Source organism: Methylicorpusculum oleiharenae (assembly GCF_009828925.2).
Lineage (GTDB): Bacteria > Pseudomonadota > Gammaproteobacteria > Methylococcales > Methylomonadaceae > Methylicorpusculum > Methylicorpusculum oleiharenae.
The window spans coordinates 1,447,541-1,464,290 of sequence record NZ_WUTY02000001.1 but is presented as its reverse complement, the minus strand read 5'-3'; the positions used below and the strand labels follow the sequence as shown (position 1 = coordinate 1,464,290).

Annotated in this window: 27 protein-coding genes; 6 read left to right on the top strand and 21 right to left on the bottom strand. The window is 41.1% G+C overall.

The genetic code is table 11. From position 1 onward, the window contains the following. Positions 1–110 precede the first annotated feature (110 nt). Entirely contained in the window at positions 111–602 is a 492-nt protein-coding gene (ilvN, locus tag GO003_RS06900) for an acetolactate synthase small subunit (RefSeq protein WP_159658950.1), read from the bottom strand. Further along, entirely contained in the window at positions 603–2,339 is a 1,737-nt protein-coding gene (locus GO003_RS06895; protein ID WP_159658951.1) for an acetolactate synthase 3 large subunit, read from the bottom strand. 292 nt (positions 2,340–2,631) lie between these two features. Between GO003_RS06895 and GO003_RS06890 the strand changes: the two genes are divergently transcribed. Further along, complete coding sequence (locus GO003_RS06890) at positions 2,632–3,552, top strand: isocitrate lyase/PEP mutase family protein (protein WP_231088850.1); 921 nt, start codon at positions 2,632–2,634, stop codon at positions 3,550–3,552. On the opposite strand, the gene GO003_RS06885 is transcribed toward GO003_RS06890, so the two are convergent. The 3 genes from GO003_RS06885 to GO003_RS06875 all read right to left on the bottom strand — a co-directional run bounded on the left by GO003_RS06885 (position 3,516) and on the right by GO003_RS06875 (position 5,147). After that, the gene (locus GO003_RS06885) at positions 3,516–4,343 is read right to left on the bottom strand and encodes a DUF2797 domain-containing protein (protein ID WP_159658952.1); all 828 of its coding nucleotides are present in this window, start codon (positions 4,341–4,343) and stop codon (positions 3,516–3,518) included. The genes GO003_RS06890 and GO003_RS06885 overlap by 37 nt on opposite strands. 110 nt (positions 4,344–4,453) lie before the next feature. Then, positions 4,454–4,909 carry a molybdenum cofactor biosynthesis protein MoaE gene (locus tag GO003_RS06880; protein ID WP_159658953.1) on the bottom strand — a complete coding sequence of 152 codons (456 nt, stop codon included), beginning with the start codon at positions 4,907–4,909 and terminating at the stop codon, positions 4,454–4,456. Between the two features lie 4 nt (positions 4,910–4,913). Next, positions 4,914–5,147 (bottom strand): MoaD/ThiS family protein, encoded by a 234-nt coding sequence (locus tag GO003_RS06875; protein ID WP_159658954.1) that lies wholly within the window; start codon positions 5,145–5,147, stop codon positions 4,914–4,916. Between the two features lie 115 nt (positions 5,148–5,262). Here GO003_RS06875 and moaC point away from each other — a divergent pair, with 115 nt between their 5' ends. Beyond that, positions 5,263–5,748 (top strand): cyclic pyranopterin monophosphate synthase MoaC, encoded by a 486-nt coding sequence (gene moaC / locus GO003_RS06870; RefSeq protein WP_159658955.1) that lies wholly within the window; start codon positions 5,263–5,265, stop codon positions 5,746–5,748. A gap of 6 nt (positions 5,749–5,754) precedes the next feature. Beyond that, on the top strand, positions 5,755–6,444 hold the full coding sequence (locus GO003_RS06865) for an ABC transporter permease (RefSeq protein WP_159658956.1): 690 nt from the start codon (positions 5,755–5,757) through the stop codon (positions 6,442–6,444). Positions 6,445–6,539: 95 nt separating this feature from the next. Here the strand turns inward: GO003_RS06865 and sodB are convergent, their stop codons facing one another. Further along, positions 6,540–7,121: a superoxide dismutase [Fe] gene (sodB, locus tag GO003_RS06860; RefSeq protein WP_159658957.1), complete on the bottom strand. Its 582-nt coding sequence runs from the start codon at positions 7,119–7,121 to the stop codon at positions 6,540–6,542. A gap of 215 nt (positions 7,122–7,336) precedes the next feature. On the opposite strand from sodB, the gene GO003_RS06855 reads away from it, so the two are divergent. The 3 genes from GO003_RS06855 (at position 7,337) to fdxA (ending at position 8,961) form a co-directional block, all read left to right on the top strand. Further along, on the top strand, positions 7,337–7,807 hold the full coding sequence (locus tag GO003_RS06855; protein WP_159658958.1) for a CYTH domain-containing protein: 471 nt from the start codon (positions 7,337–7,339) through the stop codon (positions 7,805–7,807). 57 nt (positions 7,808–7,864) lie between these two features. Then, positions 7,865–8,554: a tetratricopeptide repeat protein gene (locus tag GO003_RS06850; protein WP_159658959.1), complete on the top strand. Its 690-nt coding sequence runs from the start codon at positions 7,865–7,867 to the stop codon at positions 8,552–8,554. A gap of 83 nt (positions 8,555–8,637) precedes the next feature. After that, on the top strand, positions 8,638–8,961 hold the full coding sequence (gene fdxA / locus GO003_RS06845) for a ferredoxin FdxA (RefSeq protein ID WP_159658960.1): 324 nt from the start codon (positions 8,638–8,640) through the stop codon (positions 8,959–8,961). A 76-nt stretch (positions 8,962–9,037) separates the two neighbouring features. Here the strand turns inward: fdxA and rplQ are convergent, their stop codons facing one another. From rplQ to rplE, 15 genes are all read right to left on the bottom strand, one after another. After that, positions 9,038–9,421: a 50S ribosomal protein L17 gene (rplQ, locus tag GO003_RS06840; RefSeq protein WP_159658961.1), complete on the bottom strand. Its 384-nt coding sequence runs from the start codon at positions 9,419–9,421 to the stop codon at positions 9,038–9,040. A gap of 20 nt (positions 9,422–9,441) precedes the next feature. Further along, positions 9,442–10,446, bottom strand: a complete 1,005-nt coding sequence (locus tag GO003_RS06835) for a DNA-directed RNA polymerase subunit alpha (protein WP_159658962.1) — start codon at positions 10,444–10,446, stop codon at positions 9,442–9,444. A gap of 21 nt (positions 10,447–10,467) precedes the next feature. Next, the gene (gene rpsD, locus GO003_RS06830; RefSeq protein WP_159658963.1) at positions 10,468–11,088 is read right to left on the bottom strand and encodes a 30S ribosomal protein S4; all 621 of its coding nucleotides are present in this window, start codon (positions 11,086–11,088) and stop codon (positions 10,468–10,470) included. Between the two features lie 18 nt (positions 11,089–11,106). Next, positions 11,107–11,493 carry a 30S ribosomal protein S11 gene (gene rpsK / locus GO003_RS06825; RefSeq protein ID WP_159658964.1) on the bottom strand — a complete coding sequence of 129 codons (387 nt, stop codon included), beginning with the start codon at positions 11,491–11,493 and terminating at the stop codon, positions 11,107–11,109. 23 nt (positions 11,494–11,516) lie between these two features. After that, the gene (gene rpsM / locus GO003_RS06820) at positions 11,517–11,873 is read right to left on the bottom strand and encodes a 30S ribosomal protein S13 (protein WP_159658965.1); all 357 of its coding nucleotides are present in this window, start codon (positions 11,871–11,873) and stop codon (positions 11,517–11,519) included. Between the two features lie 77 nt (positions 11,874–11,950). Further along, entirely contained in the window at positions 11,951–12,064 is a 114-nt protein-coding gene (gene rpmJ / locus GO003_RS06815) for a 50S ribosomal protein L36 (RefSeq protein WP_159658966.1), read from the bottom strand. Between the two features lie 17 nt (positions 12,065–12,081). Further along, positions 12,082–13,383, bottom strand: a complete 1,302-nt coding sequence (secY, locus tag GO003_RS06810; RefSeq protein WP_159658967.1) for a preprotein translocase subunit SecY — start codon at positions 13,381–13,383, stop codon at positions 12,082–12,084. A gap of 21 nt (positions 13,384–13,404) precedes the next feature. Further along, the gene (gene rplO / locus GO003_RS06805) at positions 13,405–13,839 is read right to left on the bottom strand and encodes a 50S ribosomal protein L15 (RefSeq protein WP_159658968.1); all 435 of its coding nucleotides are present in this window, start codon (positions 13,837–13,839) and stop codon (positions 13,405–13,407) included. Beyond that, entirely contained in the window at positions 13,840–14,025 is a 186-nt protein-coding gene (gene rpmD / locus GO003_RS06800; RefSeq protein ID WP_159658969.1) for a 50S ribosomal protein L30, read from the bottom strand. After that, a complete protein-coding gene (gene rpsE / locus GO003_RS06795) occupies positions 14,018–14,536 on the bottom strand; it encodes a 30S ribosomal protein S5 (protein WP_159658970.1) in 519 nt (172 codons plus the stop codon). The genes rpmD and rpsE overlap by 8 nt, the downstream gene beginning before the upstream one ends. A 9-nt stretch (positions 14,537–14,545) precedes the next feature. Then, complete coding sequence (rplR, locus tag GO003_RS06790; protein ID WP_159658971.1) at positions 14,546–14,899, bottom strand: 50S ribosomal protein L18; 354 nt, start codon at positions 14,897–14,899, stop codon at positions 14,546–14,548. A 9-nt stretch (positions 14,900–14,908) separates the two neighbouring features. Further along, on the bottom strand, positions 14,909–15,442 hold the full coding sequence (rplF, locus tag GO003_RS06785) for a 50S ribosomal protein L6 (RefSeq protein ID WP_159658972.1): 534 nt from the start codon (positions 15,440–15,442) through the stop codon (positions 14,909–14,911). A 13-nt stretch (positions 15,443–15,455) separates the two neighbouring features. Then, positions 15,456–15,851 (bottom strand): 30S ribosomal protein S8, encoded by a 396-nt coding sequence (gene rpsH / locus GO003_RS06780; protein WP_159658973.1) that lies wholly within the window; start codon positions 15,849–15,851, stop codon positions 15,456–15,458. A 32-nt stretch (positions 15,852–15,883) separates the two neighbouring features. Next, positions 15,884–16,189 carry a 30S ribosomal protein S14 gene (gene rpsN / locus GO003_RS06775; protein ID WP_159658974.1) on the bottom strand — a complete coding sequence of 102 codons (306 nt, stop codon included), beginning with the start codon at positions 16,187–16,189 and terminating at the stop codon, positions 15,884–15,886. Between the two features lie 12 nt (positions 16,190–16,201). After that, positions 16,202–16,741, bottom strand: a complete 540-nt coding sequence (rplE, locus tag GO003_RS06770) for a 50S ribosomal protein L5 (RefSeq protein WP_159658975.1) — start codon at positions 16,739–16,741, stop codon at positions 16,202–16,204. Positions 16,742–16,750: the final 9 nt, after the last annotated feature.

The window sequence follows — 16,750 nt, the reverse complement described above, 5'->3', positions numbered from 1 at the left end:
GCCTGGTAATTCTAAGTGTGCTGCCTGATGACTCGATACACGGTCTTTGACAGAGTTACATTTTTTGTCTTATTTTTATCGATCGTCAATTTTTAAGGCATTGTGAAACATTAAAGGTGCAGACCTTTCTCACCTCTGGAAATGCCGGTTGGACCGGAACGCACCACTTCAATGATTTTATCTTTGTCCAGCGCGTCAATGAATGCATCCAGTTTATCGGATGGACCTGTCATTTCAATAACATAGGTCGTAGACGTCACATCAATGATACGGCCTCTGAAAATATCGGCAATCCGTTTTATTTCTCCGCGTTCATGATCAGTTGTTTTAACTTTCAACAGCATCAATTCCCGCTCGACATGAGGCGCCCCGGCCAAATCGATCAGCTTGACAACATCAATCAGTTTATTGAGTTGCTTGGTAATTTGCTCAATGATTTCTTCACTGCCGCAGGTAACAATTGTCATACGGGAAAGACTTTCGTCTTCAGTTGGCGCAACGGTCAGCGATTCAATATTATAACCACGAGCAGAAAAAAGACCGGCCACACGCGATAATGCTCCCGATTCATTTTCGATCAATATGGAAATGATATGTCTCATTTATGCCAACTCCCTGTCTGTTGGTGTGCCTAACGCAACTCTTAATTTCATGTCATGATGGCCTTTTCCGGATTCAATCATGGGATAAACATTTTCTGTACGATCAGTAATGATATCCATAAATACGGTACGATCTTTCATTGCAAAGGCCTCTTCAAGTGCCGGTCTGACATCTTCCGGTTTATCAATATACATACCGACATGCCCATAGGCTTCCGCCAGCTTGACAAAGTCAGGAATCGTATCCATGTAGGAATGTGAATAGCGGCTTTCATAAGAAAACTCCTGCCACTGTCTGACCATCCCCATATATCGGTTATTCAAGTTGATAATTTTAACCGGAGTTTTGTATTGCAGCGCAGTCGACAATTCCTGAATACACATCTGGATGCTGGCTTCACCGGTTACGCAAGCAACATCAGCATCCGGAAACGCCAGTTTAACACCAATAGCCGCCGGCAAACCAAACCCCATGGTACCGAGACCACCGGAGTTTATCCACCGGCGAGGCTTGTCAAAATGATAATATTGAGCAGCATACATTTGATGCTGTCCCACATCGGAAGTGACATAAGCATTTCCTTTGGTCACTTCATACAATTGCTCGATAACATATTGCGGCTTGATCAACGGACTGTTTCTATCATATTCCAGGCATTTTATTGAACGCCACTTGTCGATTTGCTCCCACCAGGCTTCCAGAGCTTTTTTGGATGGCTTGGATTTACTGTCTTTGATAAGCTCGATCATTTGCTCAAGAACCGGCTTGACCTGGCCCACAATAGGAATGTCGACTCTAACAGTTTTTGAAATGGAGGCAGGATCTACATCAATATGAATAATGCGGGCATGCGGACAAAATTCGGCCAGTTTACCGGTTACACGGTCATCGAAGCGCGCGCCTACGGCTAAAATCACATCGCTTTCATGCATCCCCATGTTGGCTTCGTAGGTTCCATGCATCCCCAACATGCCGACAAATTGCGGATCAGTAGCAGGAAACGCGCCCAAGCCCATCAACGTATTTGTAATCGGATAACCTAATAAACGGGTCATTTCAGTCAGTTCATCACTGGCCTCACCCAGGATAACGCCACCGCCTGAATAAATCATGGGCCGTTGGGCTGACAGCAATAATTCGACCGCTTTTTTGATTTGCCCCTTATGGCCCATAACGGCGGGATTATAAGAACGCATCGTCACTTTACGAGGATATTTGTAAGGGACTTTTATACGCGGGTCGGTAATATCCTTTGGCACATCTATGACAACGGGTCCGGGGCGGCCAGTCATTGCAACATGAAACGCTTTTTTCATCGTTTCGGCAATTTTGGTGACGTCTTTGACCAGAAAGTTGTGCTTTACGCAGGGGCGGCTGATGCCGATCATATCGACTTCCTGGAAAGCATCGCTGCCAATCACTGGCGACGGCACTTGACCGGAAATGACCACCATCGGTATGGAGTCCATGTAGGCAGTTGCAATTCCTGTTATCGCATTGGTCGCGCCGGGTCCGGAGGTTACCAGAACAACGCCTGCTTTTCCGGTTGCGCGTGCGTAGGCATCTGCCGCATGGGTTGCGCCTTGTTCATGCCGCACGAGAATATGTTTCAGGTCTTTCTGCTGGAAAATGGCATCATAAAGATGCAGCACTGCTCCACCCGGATAACCGAAAATATATTCCACGCCTTCATCGATCAGGCTCTGAACTACAATTTGTGCGCCGTTTAGCTCCACACTCTTACCCTCAAATTAACTGACTGAAGCAATTCGTTTTTAGCTGATTTATAGCCTTGGCGAATTCATGACTAAATTACTAGGTTTTTTTTCAAAAAGGTTAGATAACCTAATGGTTTTGCCTGAATTCGTCAAGCATAATAAGGCCTTTTTAAATTGATATTCTTGAATATTTTGGAAAATAGACTTATCTTTGCAAAGTTTGCGACTTTTGAATCCAACATGGCAAGTCATTTCTCCTGAGTTTTACATATCCCAAACTTTATTGATTAAAATAATTTACTCGCCAATCATGAATATGTTCACACTTTCGCCCGCCGCCAAACTTCGCCAGCTCCTTGACCGTCCGGGCATTTTAGTCATGCCAGGATGCCATGACGCCCTATCAGCCAGATTATGCGAAATGGCGGGCTTTGAAACCGCCTTCATGAGCGGCTTCGCTGTATCTGCCAGCCGACTGGGCCTACCGGACACGGGATTGATTTCTTATGCCGAAATATTAAATCAAGGGCAAAATATCTGTAACTCAGTTTCCATTCCGATTTGGGGCGATGGTGATACCGGCTTTGGAAATGCAGCAAACATTAAACGGACCGTCAAAGGCTACGCGCAGGCCGGGTTTGCGTGCATCATGCTGGAAGATCAAGTCGCCCCAAAACGCTGCGGTCACACCCAAGGTAAATCGGTTGTCGATAGAAACGAAGCTTTCATGCGCATACAGGCTGCAGTTGATGCTCGCAATGAAGGCGCAGATATCCTTATCATGGCAAGGACCGATGCCAGAGCCACGCACGGCATTGATGAAGCTATAGATCGCGCCAGGATTTTTGACGTAATCGGCGCCGACATCAATTTCCTGGAAGCTCCGGAAAGTACAGCCGAAATGGAACGTTATTGCCGTGAAGTACCGGGATATAAGGTTGCCAACTTGATTGAGTATGGGAAAACCCCCTTATTACCTCATGATCAATTAGAGGCCATGGGCTATAAAGTTGCAGTTTATCCATTAACTTTACTGAACGCCTCCATTGTTTCAATGCAGGCCTCCCTAAATGCCCTCAAATCAGGCACGGCAGCTCCGCCTATTTTAAACTTTTCCGAACTGACCCGCATTGTCGGATTTGATGAATATTATCAATCAACCGAACGTTACCGGATTGATAAGTTTACAGACATTCAGGCAGCAGAATCCGGCACAAATTCGCACTCGTAACCGGTAAATTTTCGGATATTGATCACACCGGTATCCAATAGCAGATACTGGCCTTTAATACCTTGCAGCACTCCACTCACATTTGGATTTTTATCCAAATTAAATGAGGTCACCTTAGCCGGATAGCGAAGAACGGGGTAATGTATCCTGATATCCTGTTGATCAGGCAGATACTCGATTGCCTGATCGCCAAACCGGCGGGTTATTTCAGTAAAATCCTCCCGACACTGTTCAATCAGCTCATCGCGTTTGGCGATCAGATCAACCGGTTCATTCTCGTTTTTCAGCATTTTCTGCCAGCTGGTTTTATCGCTGACCAATTTTGCCAATGCTATCTCGGCCACACCGGATATATGCCGCGACTGCACCTTCAGAATCGGCAGCGCCTGAACGGCTCCCTGATCAATCCAGCGAGTCGGAATTTGTGTTTGCCGAGTAATACCTACTTTAATTCCGGAAGAGTTGGCCAGATACACATAATGAGTCTGATAACAAAACGCCTCACCCCAATCAGGCTCTCTGCAAGTCCCTTTATCGTAGTGACAGGTTTCAGGCTTCATGATGCACATATCACATTGCGCCAATGAAATGAAACAAGGATAACAATAGCCCTGGCTAAAACTTTTTTTGGTCGCCCGCCCACAATGAATACACGATATTTTGCCTGTAAAACGCAAGTTGACCTGTTTGCCTAAATTATCATTGAGATTGAGCAACTGATCACCCAGACACAACTGATAATTAACCGGCTCAGCCAGCTCCGTTTTCATTTTTTTTAGAATGCCCAACATTGATTTTGCCGTTTTAAATTGGAAGCCTTGGATGCGATAAATGCACTTGGCCAATGATTAACCGGTTATTACCAGCTTGATCGACCCCAGTTTGGCATGGAGAAAATGATTTACTTTGATTTTTGTAAATACCCATCGGTGTTTTTATCGACCCACCTGGCCTTGCCGTCCGCCAATATTTCTTTTTTCCAAAATGGCGCCTTCGACTTTAATGATTCCATAATATAGCGGTTGGCATCATAGGCATCGCCACGATGCGCAGCCCAAGTTGCCAGTAGGACAATGGTTTCCGAAGGCTCAATTTCACCGGTCCTGTGAATAAGCAATACATCCGAAAATAGCCATTGCTGTTTTGCTGCATCGATGATGTTGGCCAGTTGCTTTTCTGTCATACCGGAATAATGCTCTAACCGCATACTCCTGACACTGTTGCCATCATTAAAATCACGCATTGTCCCGACAAAAACACAGGTAGCCCCGGCCTGACTCAGTAAATTCCTATTCCCGGTTTGATAATTGACCAGTTCGGTCCAGGGATCAAAGCTATGCTCGCGAATTTGAATCATCCGTTCACCCCCCTGTTACCGGTGGAAAGAAAGCCAACTCATCACCATCATTCAACATATAATCAATATCAACGTAGTCAAAATTAACTGACGACAGCGTATTAACCGGCATGGGCTTATCGCTATTCACCTGTTGCCAGGCCTCCTTTACCGAGATGCGGACACTAAAGTTGAGCTCATCTTCTGAGCGTCCCACCCATAGTTTTAAACTGCCAAAATACTTGACCTTAATCGACATAGCTATTCACGCGAAATACAAAAGATTACATAATGAGTCACTATAACCGAATAACTATTCTTTTTGAACGAAACTTGCCCAATGAAACTGGGCATTGCGACTCTGGAATCTAGCCATGTCAAAACTTACACATTTCAATCAGTCAGGCGAAGCGCATATGGTGGATGTCAGCCATAAAGACATTACCCATAGAACCGCTGTCGTTGAAGGATTTATAGAAATGAGCCCCAGCACACTGTCTTTAATTCTTAAGGGTAATCACAAAAAAGGCGACGTACTAGGAATTGCCCGAATTGCGGGCATCATGGCCAGTAAAAAAACTGCTGAACTGATTCCTCTATGTCATCCGTTACCTATCAGCCATGTTGAAATCTTTTTTGAACCCGATCAGCCGCGCCATTGCATACGCTGCCAAACTGTGGTCAAGACAACCGGTCAAACCGGCGTTGAAATCGAGGCACTGAATGCGACGCAAATTGCATTATTAACCATCTATGACATGTGTAAAGCCGTTGACAGAGGAATGTGTATACAAGGCGTAAGGTTGCTTGAAAAAATGGGGGGGCAATCCGGCCATTGGCAGCGCTTTCAGAATAACTGACCGCTTATGAGTTTCTTTACTGAATCTTTAATTGAAGCGTTTAAGCTAATCATTCACTTTGACTCGTCAATTTATCAAATCGTCTGGACCTCATTAAAGATTTCGCTTATTGCAACAACTACGGCTGGCATCATTGCAATCGTGTCGGGCATTTATATCGGCATCAGCGAATTCCGGCTCAAACGGACACTGCAGCATATCCTGAATACACTCATGGCAATGCCGACCGTTATGATTGGCCTCGTTCTTTACGGTTTATTGAGCCGAAAAGGCCCGATGGGAGAGTTGGGGCTACTTTATACTCAACCGGCCGTTATTATTGGAGAAGCATGCTTAATCTTTCCAATCATCATGAACCTGACAATTGGAGCCGTTCATTCAAGTGACCAGCGTTTGAAAATGACCTTGCAATTTCTGGGAGCCAGCAAATACCAGCAAATTATGCCGTTAATCGGCGAACTCAGGGAAACCTTGGTAGCAGCACTGATTTACGGATTCGGCAGGGCTATTGGCGAAGTAGGTGCCGCCATGATGTTGGGAGGTAACATACAAGGAGTAACGAGAACAATGACAACAGCAATAGCTTTGGAAACAAGCAGAGGAGAGTTTGAGCTTGCCTTGGCCCTGGGCGTTTTTTTATTATCTATCGCTTTTTTAATCAACTTCTTTCTGCAGCTTTTAACAGAAAAGAATTGATTCCCATGTGTTGATACTAACTAACAAAATTCGATCATTAAAACCTGGGCTCTGACAGCAATATACCGCCAGAATCCAGGTTGATAAAGACCGCCTTACGCTTCGTAATTTGCTGATGCAAATTCCCAATTGACTAAAGCCCAGAATGCTTCCAAGTAAGCAGGACGGGCATTGCGATAATCAATGTAATACGCATGTTCCCAAACATCACACGTTAACAAAGGTACTTTACCGTCTGTTAATGGGCATCCGGCATTGCTGGTGCTGACCAACGCTAAGGTACCATCAGGATTTTTTACCAACCACGCCCAACCCGAACCAAATGTTGTAACTGCACACTTAGTGAAGGCTTCTTTAAACTCCTGGAAAGAACCAAATGTTCTATTAATGGCATTGGCCAAGCCACCGGTGGGTTCGCCACCACCATTTGGACTTAAGCTATTCCAGTAAAAGGTGTGATTCCATATTTGAGCGGCATTGTTGAAAATACCACCAGAAGACTTTTTAATGATATCTTCCAATGACAATCCGTCAAATTCAGTTCCTGGAACCAAATTATTCAGGTTTGTCACATAAGTTTGATGATGTTTGCCATAATGAAAATCAATAGTTTCCACGGATATGTGTGGAACCAACGCATCTTTTTCGTACGGTAACGCAGGTAATTCGTAAGCCATTTGCATCTCCTCTAAGTTGAATGGACAGCAAAAACGCTGACCAGTCGATATACCAAGTAAATTTGTAAGAATCTAACTTTATCACCGACAGCCTCTTTAATAAAGTCATGCCTATAACAAAATGAAAGTACTTGGTTTGCGTTAATTATGAAACATCGATAAAACAAGCGATTTGAATCAATCCAACCCCTTAACATAAAAAAATGAGGACAGTGATGGCAATAGAAATTGAACACAAGTTTTTACTAATGAGTGAACTATGGCGAAATGAAGTCAGTCATAGTAAAAAAATTAAACAAGGCTACTTAAGCTCAGCACCCACATCTTCAATCAGAGTAAGAACAGATGATCACAAAGCCTGGTTGAATATAAAAAGTGCAACCATTGGAAATCAGCGAGCGGAATATGAATATGAAATTCCATTAAAAGATGCCTATGAAATTTTAGCGTCGCTTTGCAAGAAGCCATTAATTGAAAAAACAAGACATTATGTTCCTCAAGGCAAACATACGTGGGAAATTGATGAATTTGAAGGCGACAATGATGGCTTAATTGTTGCCGAAATTGAACTTACTGATTCAAATGAAGCGTTTTTCAAACCTGATTGGCTTGGACCAGAAGTCACGCATGATTTGCGTTATTACAACAACAATTTATCATTGCATCCTTATAAAGAATGGAGTTAAATGACTGTTAGTTCAGTAGTTAATACTTTCAATCCTTGTAATAATTAAATTAAAACCATGAAGATTGTAACACTTGTTGCTTTTATGCTACTTACAAATACTGCCCACTCCAACAATGTGGCTTCTCAAATTGATTATCTTGAGAGCGAATGGGCAAAGATCTATTACTCGCCAAAGGGCTTAGATAAGGCATCAAGCTATTGTAAATTATTGAAGAAAACCCGTACTTTGAAAAAACAAAATGCAAAAACAGCCGATTTACTATTTTGGGAAGCAGTGGTTATTTCAAGTGCTGCCGAACATTCAGACCCATTGAAGGCTCTCACTTCAATTGAAACCGCTAGAAAATTACTATTGAAGGCGATTGAAATAGACCCCAATACCATGCAAGGTTCGGCTTACGTTACGCTTGGCTCCCTTTACTATCAAGCGCCTGGATGGCCCATTAGCTTTGGCGATAAAAATAAAGCTGAATTTTTTTTAAAAAAAGCGTTGGAGATTAATCCACACAGCCTGGATGCCAATTATTTTTACGCCGATTATTTAATTTCTCAAAATAAACCGATTAAAGCCATTCAGTACCTGAAAAAAACGTTAGAGCTTCCTATACGGCAAAATCAGAGTTTTGCCGATAACCAGATAAAAGCTATTGCTTTAAAATCAATTAAAACATTAAATGACGACCGAAGTAACCTACCTAAAAAAGCATGGGCAAATTTAACAACTACATTTCCTTTAAGCGAGTAAAATTACCCGGTTCAAACCTTCAAACCTTTCTGATATCATTAACGCAGAACGCTTTTCCTAACTAATAATAACTGGTAAATAATATGACTTTTGTAGTCACAGAAAATTGTATTAAATGTAAATTTACAGATTGTGTTGATGTCTGCCCTGTAGACTGTTTTCATGAGGGGCCCAATTTTTTAGTGATTGACCCGGATGAATGTATAGATTGCACTTTATGCGAACCTGAATGCCCTGCAGAAGCAATTTTTGCTGAAGATGAAGTCCCAGAAGGACAGGAAATTTTTATACAGTTAAATGCTGATTTATCTAAGAAATGGCCTGTAATCAGCGAAGTTAAAGATCCATTACCAGATGCTGACGATTGGAACGGAAAACAGAATAAAATTGAATTACTTGAAAAATAAATTTTATTTTAAAAGTAAACAAGCATAAAAAAAGCCGGTTTTTTACCGGCTTTTTTTATGCTTCAATTTATTGAAGTTAATCAATATCGGACTCAACAAAATCAGGCCTATCAACGAGCTCAACATAAGCCATCGGTGCTGCGTCTCCTGAACGAAATCCACATTTCATTATGCGCAGGTAACCACCAGGACGACTTTTATAACGCGGGCCTAACTCATTAAAAAGCTTTGTTACTGCATCACGGTCTCTTAATTTTGCGAAAGCATTTCTACGCTTCGCAACTGAGTCCTCTTTAGACAAAGTAATTAACGGCTCTGCATATCGTCTTAATTCTTTTGCTTTTGGCAAAGTGGTTTTAATCAATTCATGCTTTATTAATGAGCCAACCATGTTGCTAAAAAGCGCCTTACGGTGACTACTATCTATATTAAATTTTCTTCCGGATTTACGGTGTCTCATGACTTAAGACCTAATGTCAGTTAAATTATTGCTTGGTTTTGATCTAAATTTTCAGGAGGCCAATTTTCCAGGCGCATTCCTAATGATAATCCTTTAACAGCGAGAACATCTTTTATCTCAGTAAGTGATTTCTTTCCAAGATTTGGTGTTTTAAGAAGCTCGACTTCAGTCCTTTGTATGAGATCCCCTATATAAAAGATATTTTCTGCTTTTAAGCAATTAGCAGATCGTACTGTTAATTCCAAATCATCAACTGGTCTTAATAAAATAGGATCAATTGTTTCAGTTGGAGCAGTTGGCTCAACTTGAATAGCGGGTACAGTTACTTTTTCAAAGTCTACAAAGACCGAAAGCTGATCATGCAAAATGGTAGCTGCATGCTTTATGGTTTCTTCCGGGTCAACAGTTCCATTTGTTTCTAATTCGATAATAAGCTTATCTAAATTTGTCCTTTGCTCAACCCTTGTTGTTTCAACACTATAAGCAACCTTCATCACAGGGCTAAATGAAGCATCTACCTGAAGAGCTCCGACGACGTCGCCATCGGCTGGTTTTCTCATGGTAACAGGCTCATAGCCACGACCACGCTTAACTCGGATTCTCATCTTTAACTTACCAGCTTGAGTAAGATTTGCGATGACTAAATCAGGGTTGCGAATTTCCACATCATGAGGAAGCTCAATATCCAGTGCTCTTACGATACCTGGACCGTTTTTTTCTAAAGTTAGAATCACTTCATCCTTAGAATGTAAAACAACAGCAAGACTTTTTAAATTCAAAAGAATATCAATTACATCTTCTTGCACACCTTCAATGGTAGTGTACTCATGCAGTACACCATCTATTTCGACATCAGTAACTGCACATCCTGGTATTGAAGATAATAAAACTCGACGCAAAGCATTGCCCAAGGAATGACCGAAGCCTCTTTCGAGTGGCTCAATTACAATTCTTGAATGATTTGCAGATTTACTGACTACCTCGACTAATCGTGGTTTTAATAAGCCTGATATACAATTATGCATCTATATCCCGTAAGCTAACTATTATTTCGAGTAAAGTTCCACAACGAGCTGTTCATTTATATCAGTTCCTAAATCAACGCGATCTGGAAGCGATTTAAATGTACCTAACATCTCTTTAGGATTAACTTCAACCCATACAGGAAATCCATACTGCTCGGTCACAGTTAATGAATCTTGTATTCTCTGTTGCTTTTTTGATTTTTCCCTCACAGAGACTAAATCACCTGGTACAACTTGATAAGAAGGAATATTAATCAATTTTTGATTAATCATAATTGATTTATGGCTTACCAATTGACGCGCCTCAGCTCTAGTTGACGCGAATCCCATTCTATAAACAACGTTATCCAATCTTGATTCCAAAAGACTTAATAGGTTTTCACCGGTTGCACCTTTTTTCATATCTGCAACCTTGTAATAATTTCTAAATTGCTTTTCGAGCAATCCATAAATTCTTTTCAGCCTTTGCTTAGCTCTAAGCTGGTTTGCATAATCAGAAGTTCTGGTTCTTTTTGTACCGTGCTGACCAGGACGTTGATCTAATTTGCATTTGTTTTCCAACGATTTTCCTCTGCTTTTCAACAGAAGATCTGCACCTTCTCGGCGGCTTAGCTTGCATGTAGGCCCTAAATACCTTGCCATAAATTACTACTCCAAATCTTATACGCGACGCTTTTTGGGGGGGCGACAGCCATTGTGCGGTATTGGCGTCACATCAACAATGTTACTTATCTTAAAACCTAGATTACTTAATGAACGAACAGCCGACTCTCTTCCTGGGCCTGGTCCTTTTATCATTACATCGAGATTTTTCATTCCATATTCTAAAGCAACTGATCCAGCTTTCTCTGCTGCTACTTGAGCCGCGAAAGGAGTACTTTTTCTAGACCCCCTAAAACCAGATCCACCAGATGTTGCCCAAGATAGAGCATTCCCTTTTCTATCAGTTATAGTAATTATTGTGTTATTGAACGAAGCATGCACATGCGCAATACCATCAGCAACTTCTTTCTTAATGCGCTTTTTAGCACGATTTGGACTAGCCATTTATAAAACCTCTTAGGAATATCTTATTTTCTTATTGGCTTACGTGGACCTTTCCTAGTCCTCGCGTTCGTTCTGGTTCTTTGCCCTCTCAAAGGCAAACCTCTTCTATGCCGGATACCACGAAAGCAACCAAGATCCATCAATCGCTTAATATTCATTGAAACTTCACGACGTAGATCACCTTCCACTGTCATCTTTGAGATAACATCTCTAACAGTTTCAAGCTGTTCTTCGGTGAGTTCTTTTATTTTTAACGATGGTAAGATCCCCACCTCTTTACAAATATTATTAGCTGTTTGACGACCAATTCCATAAATAGCTGTTAATGCTATTTCTGCATGCTTATGGTCTGGTACATTTATTCCGGCAATACGCGCCATTTAGATACTCCCCTGAGTAATCACACTAAAGTTAAGCGCCGAATAGTAACATTGTCTGACTTTTGGCGCAACATATATTATCCTTGTCTTTGTTTGTGACGTCCGTCCTCACAGATGACACGAACAACACCATTTCTACGTATAATCTTGCACTTTCTACAAATCTTTTTAATTGATGCTCGTACTTTCATTTTTTACTCCAAATCATTTATCTTTTTAAATTTGCTTTTTTCATTAACCCTTCATATTGCTGCGACATTAAGTGTGTCTGCATCTGGGAAATGAAATCCATTACTACAACAACAATGATCAGTAAAGAAGTGCCACCAAAATAGAAAGGTACGTTCCAATACACAATTAAAAACTCGGGCAACAAACAAACTCCGGTTATATAGAAAGCACCAATCAAGGTTAAACGAGTCATCACTTTGTCGATGTAGATGCTTGTCTGAATTCCCGGACGGATACCTGGCAGGTAAGCGCCTGACTTTTTGAGATTATCAGCAGTTTCTTTAGAATTGAAAACTAATGCTGTATAAAAAAAGCAGAAGAATATTATAGCTGTAGCATAAAGCAGTACATAAACCGGTTGACCAGGTGATAACATAGTCGCTATATCCTTTAACCAGTTAAAACCTTCAGCATTTCCAAACCAACCTGCGACTGTTGCAGGAAACAGGATTATACTCGATGCAAATATTGGAGGAATGACACCCGCCATATTTAACTTAAGTGGCAGAAAACTGCTTTGCCCTGCATACATCCGCCTTCCTTGCTGCCTTTTGGGATAATTGATAATTATCCTTCGCTGCCCTCGCTCTACGAAAACAACCAAAGCAGTAACTGCAATAGCCAGAAGAAATAAAAGAATAATGAAAGCACCATTCATTTCGCCTGTTCTTGCCAACTCCAAAGTACCGCCAATTGCAGAAGGTAAACCAGATACGATACCTGCGAAGATAATCAGTGAAATTCCGTTTCCAATACCTCTTTCGGTTACCTGTTCACCTAGCCACATCAAGAAGATTGTTCCCGTTACCAGCGTAATTGCAGTAATCATGGTAAAGCTCATGCCTGGAGAAATAACAACAGGCAATCCACCAGCAGTTTGGTTCTGCAAAGCTAAGGAAATACCTATAGATTGAAATGTTGCTAAAACAACGGTTCCGTAACGGGTATATTGAGATATTCTTTTTCTTCCTGATTCGCCTTCTTTTTTTAACTGCTCCATTGCAGGTATGACAACCGTCATCAATTGCATGATAATCGATGCAGAAATGTAAGGCATAATACCTAAAGCAAAAATACTTAAACGCATCAAGGCACCACCTGAAAACATGTTAAACATGTCCAAAATGGATCCGCTCTGCTGTTCAAACATAAGGGCCAGTGCTTTTGGATCAATGCCTGGTACTGGTATGTGCGCACCTACTCTATAAACAAACAAAGCGCCCAGTACAAAAAGCAATCTAGATTTAAGCTCAGAGTTTGAACCTGTTTTATCCGCCATTTGAGCCCTTGATGTATTCACTTATACCTCAACTTTTCCGCCAACTGCAGTTATTAATTGCGCTGCACCTGCTGTAACCTTTATGCCCACTACAGTTACGGCCTTTTCAATTTTGCCTGACAATATTATTTTTGCTGATTTGGTAAATATTGGAACAATATTTTCATCAATCAAAGATTTGAGATCAATTGTTGTAGCAGTCATTGATTCAATTTCGCTTAAACGAACTTCAGCAGTAAATTTCTTTGTACGGGAATTAAAGCCAACTTTAGGAAGACGTCTTTGCAAAGGCATTTGTCCACCTTCGAAACCGACTTTATGGAAGCCGCCACTTCTGGACTTTTGCCCTTTATGACCCCTACCACTTGTCTTACCTAATGTTGAACCAATACCACGACCAACACGCTTTGCTTTTTTGCGGGAACCACTACTCGCTTGAATGGTATTTAGAAACATTTATATTTCCTCAACTTTCAACATGTATGAGACCTTATTAATCATCCCTCGTATTTCAGGAGTATTAATTACTTCGACTGAATGATTAATTTTTCTCAAACCTAGACCTTTTAGACAAGCAAGATGATTAGCCAAACGACCATTCTTACTTTTAATTAATGTGACAAGTAATTTTTTATCAGCCATTGTCTTGTCCTTTTATTTGCTCAACGGATAACCCACGTTTTGCAGCAATATATTTAGGATCATGCATCTTAGTTAAACCGGAAATTGTGGCTCTCACAACATTAATAGGATTGTTCGTTCCTATGCACTTTGCTAATACGTTGTGAATCCCAACTACCTCAAATACCGCTCTCATTGCACCACCAGCAATGATACCTGTACCTTCCGAAGCAGGTTGCATGTAAACTTTTGCAGCGCCAACAGTAGAAGTAATTGGATATTGAAGAGTGTCGCCTTTTAACGATACTTTTCTCATGTTTTTTCTAGCTTGCTCTAGCGACTTTTGTATTGCAATCGGAACTTCACGAGCTTTGCTGACGCCATAGCCAATGCGGCCATCACCATCACCGACAACTGTCAATGCTGCGAAACCAAATACTCTCCCGCCTTTAACAACTTTTGCTACTCGCCTTACGGAAACTAATTTTTCCTGTAAACCGTCTGTACTACCTTGAGATGGTGCTGTTGCCATTTTAATCCCCTAGAACTGTAAACCAGCTGCACGCGCAGCATCTGCCAATGCTTTAACTCGTCCATGATATTTAAAACCTGAACGATCAAATGCTACTACAGTTATGCCGGCTTCAATTGCTTTTAAAGCAATCTGTTTTCCAACTTCTGCTGCCGCTTCTATATTGCCTGTATTTTTTACAGTTGATTTAATTGTATTCTGAGTGGTCGATGCGCTAGCTATCGTAGATTTACCATCCTTACTCAGTACTTGAGCATAAATATGCTGCGAAGACTTGTGTATGGTTAGCCGGTTTGCGCCTGAGCTCTTGATTTTGCAACGCAATTTTAATGCTCGTTTTAAGCGAGATGCTTTCTTATCCATTACTCTACCTTACTTCTTTTTGGCTTCTTTACGCGCTACTTTTTCGTCTGAATATCTTACGCCTTTACCTTTATAGGGCTCAGGTGGACGATATGACCTAATTTCTGCAGCAACCTGACCTACTCTCTGCTTATCATTTCCTTTAATTAGGATTTCGGTTTGAGAAGGCGTTTCTATTGTAATTCCAGCGGGGACAACATAATCTACTGGGTGCGAAAAACCGAGAGAAAGTCCCAACGTCTCGCCCTTTGCCTGGGCCCTATAACCCACACCAACGAGAGTCAGTCTTTTTTCAAAGCCAGCTGAGACACCAGTAACCATATTGTTTACTATTGCTCGAGTTGTTCCTGCTTGAGCCTGTGCAATTTTATTTTCTTTGTTCCATTCTATTTGGACCAGATTATCAGTCACTTGTAAACTAATAGCTTTATGAAGCTCAAGCGTTAATTCGCCTTTAGCTCCTTTTACTGTAAGAGACTGACCATCTAACTTGATATCTACGCCACTTGGCAATTGAATGGGTGCTTTTGCTATTCTTGACATTGTGATCCCCGATTTAGCAAACAGTGCATACAACTTCGCCGCCATGACCTATCGCTCTAGCAGCTCTATCTGTCATGACACCTTTAGAAGTAGAAACAATCGCGATCCCCAAACCACCAAGTACCTTAGGCAATTCGTCTTTAGATTTATAAATTCTTAGACCAGGCTTGCTAATCCTTTTCACCTGCTCAATTACAGGCACACCGTTATGGTATTTAAGAACAACAGTCATTTCCGTATGACTACCTTTTGTTTCAGTACTATATTCTGTGATATAGCCTTCTTCTTTAAGTACTTTTGCAATGGCAATTTTCAGCTTGGAAGAAGGTAGTTTTACGTATTCTTTTTTAGCAGACTGACCATTTCTTATTCTGGTCAACATATCCGCTATTGGGTCTGTCATACTCATATCTTTAACTCCGATTTCATTCCAAAAGATTTCTACCAGCTTGCCTTTGATAAGCCCGGGACATCACCACGCATGGTTGCTTCACGTAACTTATTTCGGGATAAGCCAAACTTTCTGTAAAAACCATGCGGTCTACCAGTGATGTTACAACGGTTACGTTGTCTTGAGGCACTGGAATCTCTTGGTAATTTTTGCAGCTGGATATGAGCTAACTCTTTTTGTTCATCAGTTGTTTTTGGATCTCTGATGATTTCTCTTAATAACTCTCTTTTTTGGGAATATTTTTTTACAAGCTTAGTGCGCTTGTCTTCCCTCGCAATCATTGATTTTTTAGCCATTTTAGGGTGCCCTTAATTCTTAAATGGAAAGTTAAATAACTTTAACAAGGCCAAACCTTCTTCGTTTGTCTTTGCTGTTGTAGTTATAGTGATATCTAACCCACGTAAAGCGTCAATCTTGTCATAATCAATTTCAGGAAAAATGATTTGTTCCTTGACGCCCATGGAATAGTTTCCTCTTCCATCAAAGCTTTTTGAGCTCATGCCTCTAAAATCTCTAATTCTCGGAATAGAGATACTGATTAATCTGTCCAAAAACTCATACATCCTTGCACTTCTCAATGTAACCTTACAACCAATTGGCATGTCGTCGCGAATCTTAAACCCGGCAATTGATTTTCTAGCTAAGGTTACTATAGGTTTTTGGCCTGAAATTTTTTGCATATCACCAACAGCTGATTGCAATATTTTCTTATCAGCAACAGCTTCGCCTACACCCATATTTAATGTTATTTTTGTAATACGGGGGACTTCCATAACGGACTTATAGTTATATTGCTCCATCAATGCAGGCAATACTTTTTCTTTATATACAGTTTCTAGTCTAGCCATTTTAATGCT

Coding starts and splice junctions, on each gene's coding strand:
- rpsE (WP_159658970.1), bottom strand. CDS start 14,536: ATGGCAACAGCACCATCTCAAGGTAGTACAGACGGTTTACAGGAAAAA.
- rplO (WP_159658968.1), bottom strand. CDS start 13,839: ATGTTTCTAAATACCATTCAAGCGAGTAGTGGTTCCCGCAAAAAAGCA.
- rpsM (WP_159658965.1), bottom strand. CDS start 11,873: ATGGCGCGTATTGCCGGAATAAATGTACCAGACCATAAGCATGCAGAA.
- sodB (WP_159658957.1), bottom strand. CDS start 7,121: ATGGCTTACGAATTACCTGCGTTACCGTACGAAAAAGATGCGTTGGTT.
- rpsN (WP_159658974.1), bottom strand. CDS start 16,189: ATGGCTAAAAAATCAATGATTGCGAGGGAAGACAAGCGCACTAAGCTT.
- rpmJ (WP_159658966.1), bottom strand. CDS start 12,064: ATGAAAGTACGAGCATCAATTAAAAAGATTTGTAGAAAGTGCAAGATT.
- rpmD (WP_159658969.1), bottom strand. CDS start 14,025: ATGGCTGATAAAAAATTACTTGTCACATTAATTAAAAGTAAGAATGGT.
- rplQ (WP_159658961.1), bottom strand. CDS start 9,421: ATGAGACACCGTAAATCCGGAAGAAAATTTAATATAGATAGTAGTCAC.
- rpsK (WP_159658964.1), bottom strand. CDS start 11,493: ATGGCTAGTCCAAATCGTGCTAAAAAGCGCATTAAGAAAGAAGTTGCT.
- moaC (WP_159658955.1), top strand. CDS start 5,263: ATGTCAAAACTTACACATTTCAATCAGTCAGGCGAAGCGCATATGGTG.
- secY (WP_159658967.1), bottom strand. CDS start 13,383: ATGGCGGATAAAACAGGTTCAAACTCTGAGCTTAAATCTAGATTGCTT.
- GO003_RS06885 (WP_159658952.1), bottom strand. CDS start 4,343: ATGTTGGGCATTCTAAAAAAAATGAAAACGGAGCTGGCTGAGCCGGTT.
- fdxA (WP_159658960.1), top strand. CDS start 8,638: ATGACTTTTGTAGTCACAGAAAATTGTATTAAATGTAAATTTACAGAT.
- rplF (WP_159658972.1), bottom strand. CDS start 15,442: ATGTCAAGAATAGCAAAAGCACCCATTCAATTGCCAAGTGGCGTAGAT.
- rpsD (WP_159658963.1), bottom strand. CDS start 11,088: ATGGCAAGGTATTTAGGGCCTACATGCAAGCTAAGCCGCCGAGAAGGT.
- GO003_RS06835 (WP_159658962.1), bottom strand. CDS start 10,446: ATGCATAATTGTATATCAGGCTTATTAAAACCACGATTAGTCGAGGTA.
- rpsH (WP_159658973.1), bottom strand. CDS start 15,851: ATGAGTATGACAGACCCAATAGCGGATATGTTGACCAGAATAAGAAAT.
- rplR (WP_159658971.1), bottom strand. CDS start 14,899: ATGGATAAGAAAGCATCTCGCTTAAAACGAGCATTAAAATTGCGTTGC.
- GO003_RS06880 (WP_159658953.1), bottom strand. CDS start 4,909: ATGATTCAAATTCGCGAGCATAGCTTTGATCCCTGGACCGAACTGGTC.
- GO003_RS06855 (WP_159658958.1), top strand. CDS start 7,337: ATGGCAATAGAAATTGAACACAAGTTTTTACTAATGAGTGAACTATGG.
- GO003_RS06865 (WP_159658956.1), top strand. CDS start 5,755: ATGAGTTTCTTTACTGAATCTTTAATTGAAGCGTTTAAGCTAATCATT.
- GO003_RS06875 (WP_159658954.1), bottom strand. CDS start 5,147: ATGTCGATTAAGGTCAAGTATTTTGGCAGTTTAAAACTATGGGTGGGA.
- ilvN (WP_159658950.1), bottom strand. CDS start 602: ATGAGACATATCATTTCCATATTGATCGAAAATGAATCGGGAGCATTA.
- GO003_RS06890 (WP_231088850.1), top strand. CDS start 2,632: ATGAATATGTTCACACTTTCGCCCGCCGCCAAACTTCGCCAGCTCCTT.
- rplE (WP_159658975.1), bottom strand. CDS start 16,741: ATGGCTAGACTAGAAACTGTATATAAAGAAAAAGTATTGCCTGCATTG.
- GO003_RS06850 (WP_159658959.1), top strand. CDS start 7,865: ATGAAGATTGTAACACTTGTTGCTTTTATGCTACTTACAAATACTGCC.